Raw genomic sequence first — 15,179 nt, forward strand, 5'->3', positions numbered from 1 at the left:
ACGCCGCCGGGATCGTGGAGCGGGAGCGGCAGCGCCGTGCCTTGCGCTCCTTCCGCAGGTGGAAGCGGGACGACGGGATGACCCGGTACACCTGGGACCTCGACCCCGAGGGCGCCGCCCTGATCGATGACGTCTACGACAAGCTCACCTCACCACGCCGCGGCGGACCCCGCTTCACCACCGGTCCGGAGCAGGCCCGGGCGGAGCAGATTATGGCCGACACCCGCACCACCGAGCAGCTGGCCTCGGACGGCATGCTGGAGCTGATCCAACTGGCCCTCGACACCGACCCGCAATCCGTGGTCGGGGTGAACCGGCCCGCGGTGCGGGTGCTGGTGGCCGCGAAAGACTTGAGTGACCGGACCGGTCGGGGCTGGATCGAGGGGCAGGACTACCCGGTGTCGATCGCCACGGTGGAGCGCAACGCCTGCCTGAACGGCATCGAGCTGATCGTCTTCGACGACCGCCCCCTCCCCGTCAACCTCGGCCGCGAGCAGCGCTTCTTCAACCGGGCCCAACGACGGCTGCTGGCCGCCCGCGACGGCGGCTGCGCCTGGCCCGACTGCGACCGACCCCCCGAGTGGACCGAAGCTCACCACATCCGCTGGTGGGAACGCGACGGCGGAACAACCGACATCGACAACGGCATCCTCCTCTGCCGCCACCACCACCTGCTGCTGCACGACGAGGGCTGGGAAATCGAAACCCGCGACCACGACCCGCTAACCCGGCTCTGGCTCATCCCACCCCGCGACATCGACCCCACCCAGACACCCAGGCCGATGCCATCCAAATCACCGGCACTCAACGACGCCCTCCGAACCGCCGAGCGACATCGGGCCACCTGAGGCACCGCGGGGAGAACTCTGCCCAGCAACGGGGTCCTATGACGGAAAGTCGGAGGCAAACCCAAGGTGAGCGCCGCATGCTGACACGCATGACTGACGAGCTACTAGACGAGCGAACCACCACTGGAGCCTTCGGCAAGAGCAAGCGGAGCGCGGTACTGAATTCCGAGCTAGCGCGCTACTCCCGAGAGGGCTGGCGAGTCGAACACGTCGCGAACGGACAAGCCATCCTCTCCAAGAACAAGCGCATCGGCTGGTTCTGGAACATCGTCCTCACGATCATCACCTTCGGCCTCTGGCTCATCGTGGTCATCTACAAGGTGCTCAACCGCAAGAAGAGCACCATGGTGATCACCGTAGATTCCAACGGAGTCGTTCACCGCGAGTGAGCGGCGCGAACCGACTACTGCTGCGCACGCTCCAGAATCAGTTCGCGAACTCGAGCAGCATCCGCACTGCCCCGCATCGCCTTCATCACCGCGCCGATGACCGCACCGGCAGCTTGAACCTTGCCGTCGCGAATCTTCGCCAGCACATCCGGCTGAGCCGCTAGTGCCTCATCGATCGCCGCAATCAGCGCACCATCGTCGGACACCACAGCCAAGCCACGCGCCTCGACGATCTCGTCCGGCGAACCCTCACCGGCGATCACGCCCTCCAGCACCTGACGAGCCAGCCGGTCGGTGAGCGTGCCCGCATCAACCAGGGCAACCAACTCCGCAACCTGCTGCGGGGTCGCCAACGTCGACGCATCCACTCCACGCTCGTTGGCGGTACGGCTCAACTCACCCATCCACCACTTGCGTGCGGCCTGCGGAGCAGCCCCCGCCGCCACCGTCTCGCTGACCTCAACCAGCAGGCCGGCATTCACGATCGCCTGGAAGTCCACATCGCTGAAGCCCCAGTCCGTCTTGAGCCGGCGACGCATGAGCGCCGGCGACTCCGGCAGCGCAGCGCGCAGCTCCTCGATCAGGTCGAGGGACGGCTCCACAGGAAGCAGGTCCGGCTCCGGGAAGTAGCGGTAGTCATCCGCGTCACTCTTCGGCCGGCCCGGCGAGGTCCGGCCGGTGTCCTCGTGCCAGTGCCTCGTCTCCTGGATGATCGTCCCGCCCGCAGCCAGGATCGCCGCCTGCCGCTGGATCTCGTACCGCACCGCACGCTCGACGCTGCGAAGCGAGTTGACATTCTTGGTCTCGGTGCGAGTACCGAGCTTCTCCTGCCCCCGCGGCCGCAGGGACACGTTCGCATCGCACCGCAGGTTTCCGCGCTCCATCCGGGCATCCGAGATGCCCAGTGCGCGCACGATGTCCCGGATCGTTGAGACGTACGCCTTCGCGAGCTGCGGCGCATCCGCCTCGGCCCCGAAGATCGGCTTGGTCACGATCTCAACCAGCGGCACACCGGCACGGTTGTAGTCGACCAGCGAGTACTCAGCACCCTGGATGCGACCGGTCGCGCCGCCGACGTGCGTGAGCTTGCCGGCATCCTCCTCCATGTGCGCACGCTCGATCGGCACCTGCACCAGGCGACCATCCTCGAGCTCCACCTCGACCGAACCCTCGAACGCGATCGGCTCGTCGTACTGGCTGATCTGGTAGTTCTTCGCCAGGTCGGGGTAGAAGTAGTTCTTCCGCGCGAACCGACTCGACGGCGCAATCGAGCACCCGAGAGCCAGGCCGAGGCTGATCGAGTACCGGACCGCCTGCCCGTTCACGACCGGCAGTGATCCCGGCAAGCCGAGGTCCACCGGCGTGATGAGGGTGTTCGGCTCCGCACCGTGACCATCATCGTTCGCCGGGTTCGGCGCATCGGAGAACATCTTCGTCTTGGTCGACAGCTCCACGTGCACCTCGAAGCCGAGAACCGGCTCGAACAGCTCGATCGCCTTGTCGAAGTCCATAAGCTCTGGCTTGGCCATCAATTGTCTCCTCCGACGAGCGCGGGCACTTTGCTGAGGATGCTGTGTCCCCACGACTGCTCAAGCAACGCCTCGACCGTCGCACCCACCTCGTAGAGGCGGGCATCCGCACGCGCGGGCGCCATCAGCTGAAGGCCGGTCGGCAGGCCGTCCTCCGGGGCGAGCCCCATCGGGATGCTCATCCCGGGAACGCCGGCGAGGTTGGCGGGGATCGTCGTCACGTCGTTCAGGTACATCGCGAGCGGATCCTCGAGCTTCTCCCCCAGCTTGAACGCTGTCGTCGGCGCCGCGGGCGACACCAGCACGTCGGCCTGCTCGAACGCCGAGGCGAAGTCGCGCTGGATGAGCGTGCGCACCTTCTGCGCGCTGCCGTAGTAGGCGTCGTAGTATCCGGCGCTCAGCGCGTAGGTGCCAAGGATCACGCGGCGCTTGACCTCCGGGCCGAAGCCGAGTTCGCGGGTTGCTGCCATGACGTCCTCGACGGTGCCACCACCGGGCGGGGTGACCCGCATGCCGAACCGAACGCTGTCGAACTTCGCGAGGTTGCTCGATGCCTCCGCCGGCAGGATCAGGTAGTAGGCGGCGATCGCGTAGGTGAAGTGCGGGGCGGAGACCTCGACGATCTGCGCGCCGGCCTTCTCCATCACCTCGAGCGCCTGAGCGAACCGCTCACTGACGCCCTGCTGGAAGCCGTCGCCACCGAGTTCCTTCACGACACCGACACGAACACCGTCAAGCGAACCGGATGCCGCGCCGCGACGAGCTGCGTCGGCGAACGACGGCCAGGCATCCGGGATCGATGTCGAGTCGCGAGGATCGTGTCCGCCGATGACGTCGTGCAGCAGCGCGGCATCGAGCACCGTGCGCGTGACCGGGCCGACCTGGTCCAGCGACGAGGCAAGCGCGATCGCCCCGTAGCGCGATACACCGCCGTAGGTGGGCTTCATGCCGACCGTGCCGGTGACAGCACCGGGCTGACGGATGGAGCCACCGGTGTCGCTGCCGAGTGCGAGCGGCGCCTGGAAGGCTGCGATCGCCGCGGCCGAGCCACCGCCCGAACCACCGGGGATCCGGTCGAGATCCCACGGGTTGCGAGTCGGCCCGTAGGCCGAGTGCTCGGTGGAGGAGCCCATGGCGAACTCGTCCATGTTGGTCTTGCCGAGCGGCACCAGACGCGCCCGGCGGAGCCGTGCAACGACGGTTGCGTCGTACGGTGGCACCCAGCCCTCAAGGATGCGAGAGCCGGCGGTCGTCGGCATGTCCTGCGTGCACAGCACGTCCTTGATGGCGATCGGCACTCCCGCGAGCGGACCGAGCTTCTCGCCCGCGGCGCGGTCGCTGTCGACCTTCGCCGCGGTGTCGAGCGCGTCCTTGGAGATGTGCAGGTAGGAGTTCACGCGAGGCTCGACCGCCTCGATGCGGTCGAGGTACGCCTGGGTCGCCTCGACCGAGCTGAGTTCGCCCGCGGTCAGCTTCTCCGCCAGCTGGGCGGCGCTGAGCCGAATAACGTCGCCCGCGCTCACTGTTCCTCCCCCAGGATCGCCGAAACCCGGAACCGGCTGCCGTCGTGCTCCGGCGCGCCCGCGATCGCCTGCTCGGTGGTGAGCGTCGCGCCGACGACATCCTCCCGGAAGACATTCGACATCGGGATCGGATGCGACGTCGCCGGCACATCGGGCGTTGCCACCTCCGAAACGGTCGCGATCGAGTCGATGATGACGCCGAGTTCGCCTGTCAGCTTCTCGATCTCTTCAGTGGTGAGGGCGATCCGAGCCAGGTTCGCGAGGTGCGCCACCTGCTCGGTAGTGATTTCAGACACCACACGATTCTATTCGCGTGGCACACGACGCGAAGGACCGGGTCAGGTCAGCGGCTCGCGAGGAGCAGCTTGCCTGCCTTCTCCCCCGGATCGCCGCCGACCGAGACGAGGTCAGCACGATCGATGCCGATGAGCGCGAGATTGCGCACCGACTCACTGCCGGGCGTGAAGTACTCGTTGTGCCCGTGCGAGCCGGTCAGCATCGCCCGGGTGATGGCATCGACGCCCCCTGCGACGCTCATCGACTTGGCGCCGTAGCCCGGGGCGCCAGGGTCACTGCCATAGAACGCCGTGTTCACGACCGGGTCGCCGGATGCTTCACCGACGAAGATCTTGCCGCCGCGAACCGCGAGGTCGGCGGCGGACTGCGCGGCACTGCCGGGCGAACCGACCATGGCGAGCGCATCCACCTGGAAGCCGCTGTCCTGCAGCGCGATCATCGCCGCCGTGGAGCCATAGGAGTGCGCGAGCACCGCCACATGCGGTTGGTCGCCCTCGCGGATGCTCTGAAGCCCCTCGAGTGCGTTGGCGAGGAAGATCGCGCCCTCCTCGGCCAGGCTGAGGGAGCCGATGTTGAGCAGGTGCGGCGTTTGATAGCCGATCCACGCAACAGTCGCGACGGTGCTGCGGCCTTGGTCCGTCTTGCCCTCGAGCCGGTCCAGCCAGCGGTTCTGCTCCTCATAGACCACAGTCGCTGTGTCGGCCCAGTCGCCGACCTGCCCATCGATGGTGAAGAACATGCCGGGGATCAAAAAGCTCACGTAGTCGGCGGTCGTCACGTCCCCGACCGCGATGGCCGCGCGGCCTGGCCACTGGGTGTCCAGAGTCACGAGCGTGCGGGGCGGCTCGCCGGCATCCGTTCGCAGCGCCTTTGCGATCTCCTCCAGCATGTGCAGCGTGCCGTCCACCGCGACTGCGACGCCGCGGCCGACCCCGGAGTCGAGCTGCGCCTCGAGCGCGGCGATCTGCTGGCTGAGGAACCGGCGATTGGCCATATCGCGGACCGACAGGTCGATGCCGTCCAGATTGCCGACCAGCTGCGGTGCCGCCGCCATCAGGTCGAATCGCGCCGACGTGTCAAGGCCCGCCCACCAGGACGAGACGTCGCGTGCCGTGGGCGGACGCAGCAGCAGGTGGGCGACCAGTTGCGGATTCTGGGCGACGAAACTCTCCAGGCGTTCGCGCGGCAGGGCCGCCAGACGGCCGAGCATCGCGGTCGGCGCGGCGCCCGCGCTCTCGCGCGCACTATCAGCGAACGGAACCGGGATGAGCGGGGCGGGCGCGAAATCCACCTGACGAGCTCGCGTGTCCGGACCGCCAGCAACGGCATCCGCCGACACGACCACGCTGATTTGCGGCATGGCTGTTGACTCGCCCACTCCGCCAAGCGAAACGGTAGTGGCGAGCATTGCCAGCTCCCACAGCAAGTCGGGCCCCATCCAATCGTTCGCCTGAGCGAAACGCGTTTCGAGTGGCGGCAAGCGTCGAACCACTCGATAACCCCCATAGTAGGGGGAGAACTTGTGTAAAACTAACAAGTTTTGGTGAATGAATCGGGAACCGAGTTGTGGGAGCCGGTCGCCTCCCTAGGTCAGAGCGGCCAGTCGAGTCATTCCAGTGGCGGCGAATCAGTCGACTGACAATCGCAAAATGTGCCGGTCAGACGAGCCAAACGGTGGTGTCAGGCGGCAGCGTGCCGCCGTCGACACCGGCTGATTGCAGCACGATGCGTGTGCCCGGCCCGTCTCCCGCGGGAAGCTGTACCGATTCAGTTCCGGTGTTGGCGATCACCGTCACCCCCGAGTTCCGGAACGCGATCGTCTCGGAGCCGTAGCCCTGGAGCCACTCGAGCGCTCCGTTGCCGAGGTCGTGCTCTGCGCGCAGCGCAAGCGAGCGCTTGTACAGCTCGAGCGTCGAGTCGGGAACGCCGTCCTGGCTGTCCCGCGCGAACTGACTCCAGATCTCCGGCTGGGGCAGCCAGCTGAGCCCGGTGTCGTTGAAGCCGAACGCCGGGGCCTCGGCCTCCCAGGGGATCGGCACGCGGCATCCGTCGCGCCCGTACTTCTCACCGTCGGTGCGGAACCAGGTCGGATCTTGACGCGACTCGTCCGGCAAATGGATGGCCTCAGGGAGGCCGAGCTCCTCGCCCTGGTAGACGTACGCGCTTCCCGGCAACGCGAGCATCAGCGCACTTGCCGCGCGGGCCCGCCTAAGCCCGAGTTCGGGGTCCGGATGCTCCGGCGAGTTCGGGCCGATACCGGCGCCCTGCGGGTTGAGTTCGGGGTTCAGCACGAGGCGGGTGGCGTGGCGGATGACGTCGTGGTTCGACAACACCCAGGTGCTCGGCGCACCGACGCTTGAGAACGCGTCAAGCGACGCGTCGACCACGCGGCGGATGGCATCCGCGTTCCACGGCGTCTCGAGGTAGGCGAAGTTGAACGCCTGGTGCATCTCGTCGGGTCGCACCCACTGCGCGAGCTTGCGCGGCGGGTCGACCCACGCCTCGGCGACGAGCACTCGGTCGCCGTCGTACTCGTCGAGCACTTCGCGCCACTCGCGGTTGATCTCGTGCACACCGTCCTGCGCCCAGTACGGCGGGGTGGGAAGCTCCGGTCGGTCGGAGGCGGCCTCGTTCATGCCGGATGCGTCGAGCGCGCCGGATGCAAGCGCATCGTCCAGCCCGGCCGAGCCGCCCATGCTCCCGGCGTTGGCCGGTGGCATGTAGTCCGGCATTCCGGCTGCCTTCACCATGCCGTGCGCGACATCGACACGGAATCCGTCGACTCCGCGATCGAGCCAGAAACGCAGGATGTCCTTGAACTGCTCACGCACCCACGGGTTCTCCCAGTTGAGGTCGGGCTGGGACGAGTCGAACAGGTGGAGGTACCACTGGCCGGGCTTGCCGTTCTCATCGGTGATGCGCGACCAGGCCGGCCCGCCGAACACCGACTCCCAGTTATTGGGCGCCTCGTCGCCGCCCGGGCCCTTGCCGTCGCGGAAGATGTAGCGCGCGCGTTCCTCACTGCCCTCTGGCGCGCGAATCGCGGCCTGGAACCAGCGGTGCTGGTCTGAAGAATGGTTCGGCACCAGGTCGACAATGACCTTCAGTCCGAGCTCGTGCGCACGCGCCATGAGGGTGTCGAAATCGGCGAGCGTGCCGAACCTCGGGTCGACGTCGCAATAGTCGGCAACGTCATACCCGGCGTCGTTCTGCGGCGACGTGTAGAACGGCGAGAGCCAGACCGCATCCACGCCGAGAACGCTGAGCGCATCGAGCCTTCGGGTGATTCCGGCGAGGTCGCCCAGCCCGTCGCCGTCGGCATCCGCGAAGGAGCGGGGGTAGACCTGATAGATGACGGCGCTGCGCCACCATTCGGTTGTGAGCATGCCGATCACTGTAGTCAGTGATTTCTGAAAGCGCTTGCACGAGACGCCGGATAACGAATGCAGTTCAAATACGGGGTGCCTAGTTGTAAACCGTCCCGCGAAACGGTATATGTGGAACCGCTTGCAGGATATGCAGGCGCTTCTGCGGAGGATGGTCTCCAGTGCGAGCCGCTGGCTTCTTTCCCACTGCGGACTTCCCAAGCGCACTGAGAGAGGCGAAACACCATGAAGGTGAAATCACGAGGGATTCTTGCGGCTGCGGCGACAGCCTCGGCCGCAGCGCTCGTCCTGGCCGGCTGCTCCGGCAACCCCGGAACTGACGCGGAGGGGCCCGTCGGCACTTTGACCGTGTGGGTCGATGCAGACCGCGCCGGTGTCCTCAAGGACGTCGCCAAACAGTTCCAGGCGGACAAGAACATCGAGGTCAAGCTCGTCACCAAGGACTTCGGTGACGTCCGCGACGACTTCATCACCCAGGTGCCCACCGGCCGCGGACCCGACATCATCGTCGGCGCGCACGACTGGCTCGGCAAGCTCGTCCAGAACGGCGTCGTTGCTCCCCTCGAGCTCGGGGACACCGCAAGCGACTTCCAGGACGTCGCGATTCAAGCCATGAGCTACGAGGGCACGACCTACGGTCTCCCCTACTCGGTGGAGAACATTGCCCTGTTGCGCAACGTCGACCTTGCTCCCGATGCGCCCGCCACCTTCGATGAGGCGATCGCGACCGGCAACCAGCTCAAGGCGGATGGAAAGGCCGAGTACGCGTTCCTCGTCGGACTCGACCCGAACGCATCCGACCCGTACCACCTGTACCCGCTGCAGGCGTCGCTCGGCGCTCCGGTGTTCGGACTCGACGCCAATGGCACCTACGACGCCAGCAACCTCACGCTCGGTGGGGCGGGTGGCGAGGCATTCGCCACCAAGCTCGCTGAGTGGGGCGCTGCCGGCATTCTGAACACGAACATCAGCGGCGACATTGCCAAGGAAGAGTTCAACGCAGGAAAGTCGCCGTACTTCCTCACCGGACCGTGGAATGTCCCCGCTGCGGCCGACGCCGGCATCAACTACGCGATCGACCCGATCCCGACCACCGGTCCCAATGCGGCAACACCGTTCGTGGGCGTCCAGGGCTTCTTCGTCAGCGCGAAGAGCGAGAATGCGCTCGCAGCCAACGAGTTCCTCGTGAACTACATCGGCACCGAAGCGGTGCAGACCGCCCTCTACGAGGTAGGTGGTCGTGCTCCGGCGCTGACCTCTGCGTTTGAGGCCGCGAAGTCCAACCCGGATGTCGCCGCTTTCGGTGAGGTCGGCGCAGCTGGCGTCCCGATGCCGAACGTGCCTGCCATGGATGTTGTCTGGTCCGACTGGGGCAGCACTGAGGCCGCGATCATCAACGCCCAGGGCGACCCCGTCGCACTCTGGCAAGCGATGGTGCAAAGCATCCAGTCCAAGATCGACAAGGGCTAAAAATCGACTAGTGGCCGGGTCCGCGACGGGCCCGGCCACTCTTCGCCGTCAACCCCTTTCGATCGAACGCTCGGAGCGGCATGAGCACCATCAGCGAACAACGCAAGGCACGTCAGGGACTGCCCAGTCTTCGCGGCATCGTCACCAAGATCGTGTTGCTCAGCATCGTCGACGCGATTGCCGTCTTCGCACTCTTCACCCTGTTCGTGCAGGAATCGTGGGTGGTCTTCGGGATCGCCGCTGCCGTCACCCTCGCCATCAACTACATCTATCTGCGACCTGGGCTGCTCCCCGCGAAATATCTCTTGCCCGGTGTGCTCTTCTTGGCCGTCTTCCAGATCTTCGTCGTCATCTACAGCGGCTACATCGCATTCACGAACTACGGCGACGGCCACAACAGCACCAAAGAAGACGCGATCGAAGCGATCATCCTGACCTCCCAGCAACGCGTTCCGGATTCGGCAACCTACGGCATCGCCGTAGTCGAGCAGTTGGGTCAGTTGAGCTTCCTCGTCACCGACCCCGACGGCGACATCTGGCTCGGTGGTGATGGTGCTCCGCTCGAGCGAGTGACGAACGCCGAGACGGATTCAACTGGCAAGGCAACGTCCGTCCCTGGCTACAACACCCTGACGCTGCAGGACGTGCTCGGCAATCAGCGCGTGATCGCCGACCTCGCCGTTCCTCTCACGGACGACCCCAATGACGGCGCACTGCGCACGCCGGACGGCAGTCGCGCGTTCCTCTACCTGTCGTCGCTTGTCTACGACGAAGACGCCGACACATTCACAAACACGGCGAACGGCACGGTCTACACCGACCGCGGCAACGGCGCGTTCCAAGCGGACAATGGGGCGTCACTCACCCCTGGCTGGAAGATCGACGTCGGGTTCGAGAACTTCGCCCGGGCGTTCGGAGAGGAGGACATCCGGGGCCCGTTGCTGAACGTGCTGCTGTGGACCTTCGCCTTCGCGTTCATCTCGGTCGCGTCGACGTTCGTGCTCGGACTGCTGCTGGCAATGGTCATGAACGACTGGCGGATGAAGGGACGCCGCTTCTACCGGGTCCTCATCATCCTCCCGTACGCCTTCCCAGGCTTCCTCAGCGCGCTCGTGTGGCTTGGCCTGTTCAACCAGGACTTCGGATTCATCAACGAAGTGCTGTTCGGTGGCGCTTCGATCCCATGGCTCACCCAGGAGTGGCTAGCGAAGTTCAGCATCCTGTTCGTCAACCTATGGCTCGGCTACCCCTACATGTTCCTCATCTGCACCGGTGCGCTGCAGTCCATCCCCGACGACATCATGGAGGCCGCGGCAATCGACGGCGCCAAGCCGTGGGCGGCATTCCGGCTCATCAAGTTCCCCCTCCTGCTCGTCTCGGTTGCCCCGCTGCTCATCTCGTCGTTCGCGTTCAACTTCAACAACTTCAACCTGATCTACATGCTCACCGCCGGCGGTCCGCGCGACCCGTCGGCCGGCGTTGATGCCGGGGCCACAGACATCCTGATCACGCTCGTCTACAAGGTGGCGTTCGGAAGTGGAACCGGACGTGACTACGGACTGGCAAGCGCGTTCGCGATCCTGATCTTCATCGTCGTCGGCGCGATCGCGGCGTACGGCTTCAAACGCACGAAGGTGCTCGAGGAGTTGAACTGATGACGACACTCACCAAACCGGCACCCCCCGCAGCGGATGCTGCCCGAAATCGCCCCACGCCGATCCCCCAGCGGCGGAAACCCCTGGCGCGCAGATTCGCCGAGACAGGTTGGCGACACATCATCGGCGTGGTTGCAGTCATTTTCGCCGTCTTCCCGCTGGTGTACGTGCTTTCGGCGTCGCTCAACCCGAACGGGACCCTCGTCGGATCGAACGCCCTCTTCCGCACGGTCGACCTCGGCAACTACTTCCGACTGTTCGACAGTCCCCAGCAGCCGTACGGGGCCTGGTTCATGAACACGCTGCTGGTCGCGTCCATCACGGCCGTGAGCACGGTGTTCCTCGGTGCACTGGCGGCGTACGCATTCTCACGCATGCGTTTCATCGGTCGGCGATTCGGGCTGCTGAGCCTGCTGCTCGTGCAGATGTTCCCCCAGCTGCTCGGTGTCGTTGCCATCTTCCTGCTGGTATCCGCCATCGGCGACATCTTCCCCGCGGTCGGGCTCGGCACGCACGCCGGCTTGATCCTCGTCTACCTCGGCGGGGCGCTGGGCGTGAACACCTACCTCCTCTACGGGTTCTTCAATACGATCCCGATCTCTATCGATGAGGCGGCACGCATCGACGGTGCCAGCCACGCGCAGATCTTCTTCACGATCATCCTCCCGCTGGTGACGCCCATGCTCGCGGTTGTCGGACTCCTCTCCTTCATTGGCACGACGAGCGAGTTCGTGATCGCGAGCGTTGTACTCACGGAGCCATCGACGCAAACGCTCGCCGTTGGCCTGTACCAGTTCGTCACTCAGGAGACCTCCAAGAACTGGACCCTGTTCTCCGCGGGAGCGGTCCTGGCCGCAATCCCGGTGACACTGCTGTTCCTCTTCCTCCAGAAGTACATCGTCGGTGGTCTCACCGCGGGATCGGTGAAGTAATAAATGCCTCTGCTGCCTCATCACGATGGGTCCGCCCTCTATGTGTCCAACGACTCCCCCGAGCTCGATGAGCTGATCCGGGTGCGGGTGCGCATCCCTGTGGGATTCGGCCCGGTGACCCGAGTGCACGCACGCTCCAACCCCAATCACGAACCGCGCTTCAACGAGGCTGAGCGCATTGCGCGGGTCGACGGTTGGGAGTGGTGGGAGGCCGAGGTTCTGGTCGAGAACCCGGAACACGGCTACCGGTTCATGATCACGACGGATCAGGGCATCCGCTGGCTCAACGCGACTGGACTGCACACGGCTGAGCCGCTGGATGCCGAGGACTTCCTCGTCGTCACCCACGCCCCTGCACCGAGCTGGGCACCGTCTCAGGTGATGTACGAGATCTTTCCCGACCGGTTCGCTCGTTCGGCGGCTGCCGACGACCACCCCACCCCAAAGTGGGCAGTTCCCGCCGCCTGGACCGATCCGGTGGTTGACCGCGGCCCGCACACGCCGCTCCAGTTCTACGGCGGAGATCTCGATGGCATAGTCGAACGGCTGGACCACCTCGAGCGGCTCGGCATCACCCTCCTGTACCTCACGCCGTTCTTCCCTGGCGCTTCGAACCATCGCTACAACGCCACTTCCTTCTGGGAGGTGGATCCGCTGCTGGGTGGTGACGATGCACTCATCAGGCTGGTCGAGGCTGCCCACGCCAGGGGAATCCGGGTGATCGGCGACCTTACATCGAACCATTCCGGCAGCGAGCACGAGTGGTTCCAAACCGCGCTGTCGGACGAGAACTCGGTCGAGCGGGACTTCTACTACTGGCTTGGCGAGGATGACGAGGGCGATCCGGACTACGTCGCCTGGCTCGGCGAAAAGAGCCTGCCCAAGTTCAACTGGAACTCGACAGAACTGAGGCGCCGCTTCATCCAGGGTCCCGACTCGGTGGTCGCCAAGTGGCTCTTGCCGCCGTTCAACCTGGATGGCTGGCGCATCGATGTTGCGAACATGACCGGCAGGTATCTCGAACAGGACCTGAACGCTGTTGTGCGGCGGACGATCCGACAGACGATGATCGAGGTCAACCCGGACACCATCCTGATTGCGGAGTCGACGAACGACGCCTCAGGCGACTTCCGCGGTGACGCCTGGCACGGGGCAATGACCTATGCCAGTTTCACGCGCCCTGTCTGGGGCTGGCTGTCGCAACCTGTCGCTACGCCCTGGTACTTCGGGCTCCCGACCGAAACCATGCCGACGTACTCCGGTGTCGAGGTGCACGACGCCTACGTGCGTTTCACCGCGGGAATGCCCTGGCGAGTGCGAGCGGCCACGATGAACGCTCTCGACACCCACGACACCGCGCGATTCGCGACGCTCGCTCGCGAGGGTGCCGTTCCGGTAGCGGCCGGCTTGTCCATGACCCTTCCCGGCATCCCGGTGGTGTTCGCCGGCGACGAGTTGGGCCTCACGGGCATGGACGGCGAGGACTCGCGCACACCCATGCCGTGGGCGACCATCGACGAGCATGACGAGACCATGACGCTGTACCGCGAGCTCATCGCGTTGCGGAACGCCCATCCGGCGCTGAGCTCGGGTGGCCTCCGTTGGCTTGTCATCGACGACGAGGCTCTGGTGTTCATTCGCGAGGCAGCCGGGGAGTCGGTCCTCGTGGTGGCAACACGCTCAAGCCTGCAGATGGAGCTGGAGCCCAACGCCGTCGCCGGTATCGGTTCAGCCAAGCGGTTGTTCGGCGACACGGTGATTGAGCCGAGCGGGAAGATCCAGGCGACCGGACCGTCGTTCAGCGCCTACCTTCTGCCCGGCGTGCGGATCGCAGCCTGACGCGAGTTTCGAGCGCCTCCGACCGGGCCTCTCAGCTTGCGGCGAGCAGCACCGTCTGGAACTGCGACACGTACCGCTGTTCCTCCGCCGACTGCAGGTAGCGGAACGTCTTCGCATCCTCCAGCGTGATCGGTGTCGGGAACACCATCCGGTTCTGCGCCACCGCAGGGTCGAGGGCAGACGACTCGAGTTCCCGGATGTCGACGGGCGATACGTAATTGGTGCCCGCGGCGACCTGGACGGCGACCGACGGGTCGAAGTAGAAGTTCACGAAGTTCTCGACGTGCGTCTTGCGCTGCGACCCGATCGGGATGACCAGGTCCTGCGTCCACAGCACGCCACCCGGGGTCGGCAGAGCGAAGCCCCATTGATCGCCAGCTTCCTGGTTAAGTCGCAGGATGTCAGCCGAGCGCGCGAAGGTGGCGAGGGTCTTGCCCGACTTGAGGTCGTCCGTGTAGTTCGCGCCCTGCACCGCGCCGACCTGGCCGCTGGCGACGTGACCGCGAAGCACCTCAACGGCGGCGGCGAATTCGGTGTCGCCCCAGCCGCCCGAGATGTCGACCCCGCCGTCGAGCATGATGAGGCCCATGGTCTCGCTCATGCTCGAGAGGACACCCACCTTGCCCTTGAGCGACGGGTCCCACAGCTGGGAGACGGCGGTCAGGCCGTCGCCGAGCTCTGCCTTGTTCCAGGCGATGCCGGTGAAGCCGTTGCGCCACGGCATCGACTTCGTGCGTTGCGGGTCGTAGGCGGCCTGGCTGAAGCGCGGGCGGATGTGCGCGGTGTTCGGCATGCGCTCGAGACCGAACTCCTGCACGTAGCCGAGACGGATCCAGCGCGCAGCCATCCACTGGTTCAGCACGACCGCATCGGAGCCGATGTCCTGACCCTTGCTGAGCTGCTCCTTGACCTTGTTGTAGTAGAGGTTGTCGTCCTTGACCGCACTCGAGTACGTGACGTCGACGCCGAACGTGCCCGCGAACTGCGCCAGCACTGGGAAGTCTTCACCGACGGTGTTGCGGTACGTTTCCCAGCTGTCAACACGCAGCGATCTCTGCTGGTCGGAGAGGTCCGCCGCGGGCGACGGCCTGGCTGGCTCGTTGCTCGAGCACGCTGCGACGGTGAGGGCGGCGGCGCCGACCCCGGCGCCCTGCAGGATGTTGCGACGGGTCAGACTGAGCGGGCGTGCTGAAGTCATGGCGAGCGGTTCCTATCGAATCGGGCAAACCACGATGGTCCCCCGCTCGATAGTGGCAGAAGCGGTCCTCACAATATGAGCACCAAAACTGGGGGTACTCCCGCGCAACCCCG

Annotated in this window: 12 protein-coding genes; 6 read left to right on the plus strand and 6 right to left on the minus strand. The window is 65.6% G+C overall.

The features are described 5' to 3' along the window. Together IRG63_RS00005 and IRG63_RS00010 are read left to right on the plus strand one after the other, a co-directional pair. Nucleotides 1-848: HNH endonuclease signature motif containing protein (locus IRG63_RS00005; protein ID WP_193508809.1), on the plus strand; the 848-nt coding region annotated here is incomplete at its 5' end. Between the two features lie 89 nt (nucleotides 849-937). Beyond that, nucleotides 938-1,237, plus strand: coding sequence for a hypothetical protein (locus tag IRG63_RS00010; protein WP_168627817.1), 300 nt, complete (start codon nucleotides 938-940; stop codon nucleotides 1,235-1,237). A 14-nt stretch (nucleotides 1,238-1,251) separates the two neighbouring features. On the opposite strand, the gene gatB is transcribed toward IRG63_RS00010, so the two are convergent. The 5 genes from gatB to IRG63_RS00035 all read right to left on the minus strand — a co-directional run bounded on the left by gatB (nucleotide 1,252) and on the right by IRG63_RS00035 (nucleotide 7,972). Beyond that, the gene (gene gatB / locus IRG63_RS00015) at nucleotides 1,252-2,766 is read right to left on the minus strand and encodes an Asp-tRNA(Asn)/Glu-tRNA(Gln) amidotransferase subunit GatB (protein ID WP_193508810.1); all 1,515 of its coding nucleotides are present in this window, start codon (nucleotides 2,764-2,766) and stop codon (nucleotides 1,252-1,254) included. Next, complete coding sequence (gene gatA, locus IRG63_RS00020; protein WP_168627819.1) at nucleotides 2,766-4,289, minus strand: Asp-tRNA(Asn)/Glu-tRNA(Gln) amidotransferase subunit GatA; 1,524 nt, start codon at nucleotides 4,287-4,289, stop codon at nucleotides 2,766-2,768. Before gatA ends, gatB begins: the two co-directional genes overlap by 1 nt. Beyond that, nucleotides 4,286-4,585 (minus strand): Asp-tRNA(Asn)/Glu-tRNA(Gln) amidotransferase subunit GatC, encoded by a 300-nt coding sequence (gatC, locus tag IRG63_RS00025; protein WP_168627820.1) that lies wholly within the window; start codon nucleotides 4,583-4,585, stop codon nucleotides 4,286-4,288. Before gatC ends, gatA begins: the two co-directional genes overlap by 4 nt. A 47-nt stretch (nucleotides 4,586-4,632) precedes the next feature. Continuing rightward, entirely contained in the window at nucleotides 4,633-5,946 is a 1,314-nt protein-coding gene (locus tag IRG63_RS00030) for an alpha/beta hydrolase (RefSeq protein ID WP_193508811.1), read from the minus strand. A gap of 298 nt (nucleotides 5,947-6,244) precedes the next feature. Next, nucleotides 6,245-7,972 carry a glycoside hydrolase family 13 protein gene (locus IRG63_RS00035; RefSeq protein WP_193508812.1) on the minus strand — a complete coding sequence of 576 codons (1,728 nt, stop codon included), beginning with the start codon at nucleotides 7,970-7,972 and terminating at the stop codon, nucleotides 6,245-6,247. Nucleotides 7,973-8,197: 225 nt separating this feature from the next. Here IRG63_RS00035 and IRG63_RS00040 point away from each other — a divergent pair, with 225 nt between their 5' ends. The 4 genes from IRG63_RS00040 (at nucleotide 8,198) to IRG63_RS00055 (ending at nucleotide 13,868) form a co-directional block, all read left to right on the plus strand. Continuing rightward, nucleotides 8,198-9,442: a maltose ABC transporter substrate-binding protein gene (locus tag IRG63_RS00040; protein WP_193508813.1), complete on the plus strand. Its 1,245-nt coding sequence runs from the start codon at nucleotides 8,198-8,200 to the stop codon at nucleotides 9,440-9,442. 80 nt (nucleotides 9,443-9,522) lie between these two features. After that, on the plus strand, nucleotides 9,523-11,097 hold the full coding sequence (locus IRG63_RS00045; protein WP_193508814.1) for an ABC transporter permease subunit: 1,575 nt from the start codon (nucleotides 9,523-9,525) through the stop codon (nucleotides 11,095-11,097). Continuing rightward, on the plus strand, nucleotides 11,097-12,029 hold the full coding sequence (locus tag IRG63_RS00050; protein WP_193508815.1) for a sugar ABC transporter permease: 933 nt from the start codon (nucleotides 11,097-11,099) through the stop codon (nucleotides 12,027-12,029). Before IRG63_RS00045 ends, IRG63_RS00050 begins: the two co-directional genes overlap by 1 nt. Before the next feature lie 3 nt (nucleotides 12,030-12,032). After that, nucleotides 12,033-13,868 carry a glycoside hydrolase family 13 protein gene (locus tag IRG63_RS00055; protein ID WP_193508816.1) on the plus strand — a complete coding sequence of 612 codons (1,836 nt, stop codon included), beginning with the start codon at nucleotides 12,033-12,035 and terminating at the stop codon, nucleotides 13,866-13,868. Nucleotides 13,869-13,899: 31 nt separating this feature from the next. Here IRG63_RS00055 and IRG63_RS00060 read toward each other — a convergent pair whose 3' ends face one another. Then, nucleotides 13,900-15,066 (minus strand): PotD/PotF family extracellular solute-binding protein, encoded by a 1,167-nt coding sequence (locus IRG63_RS00060; RefSeq protein WP_168627827.1) that lies wholly within the window; start codon nucleotides 15,064-15,066, stop codon nucleotides 13,900-13,902. Nucleotides 15,067-15,179: the final 113 nt, after the last annotated feature.

Source organism: Cryobacterium sp. BB736, assembly GCF_014980265.1.
Classification (GTDB): Bacteria; Actinomycetota; Actinomycetes; order Actinomycetales; family Microbacteriaceae; genus Terrimesophilobacter.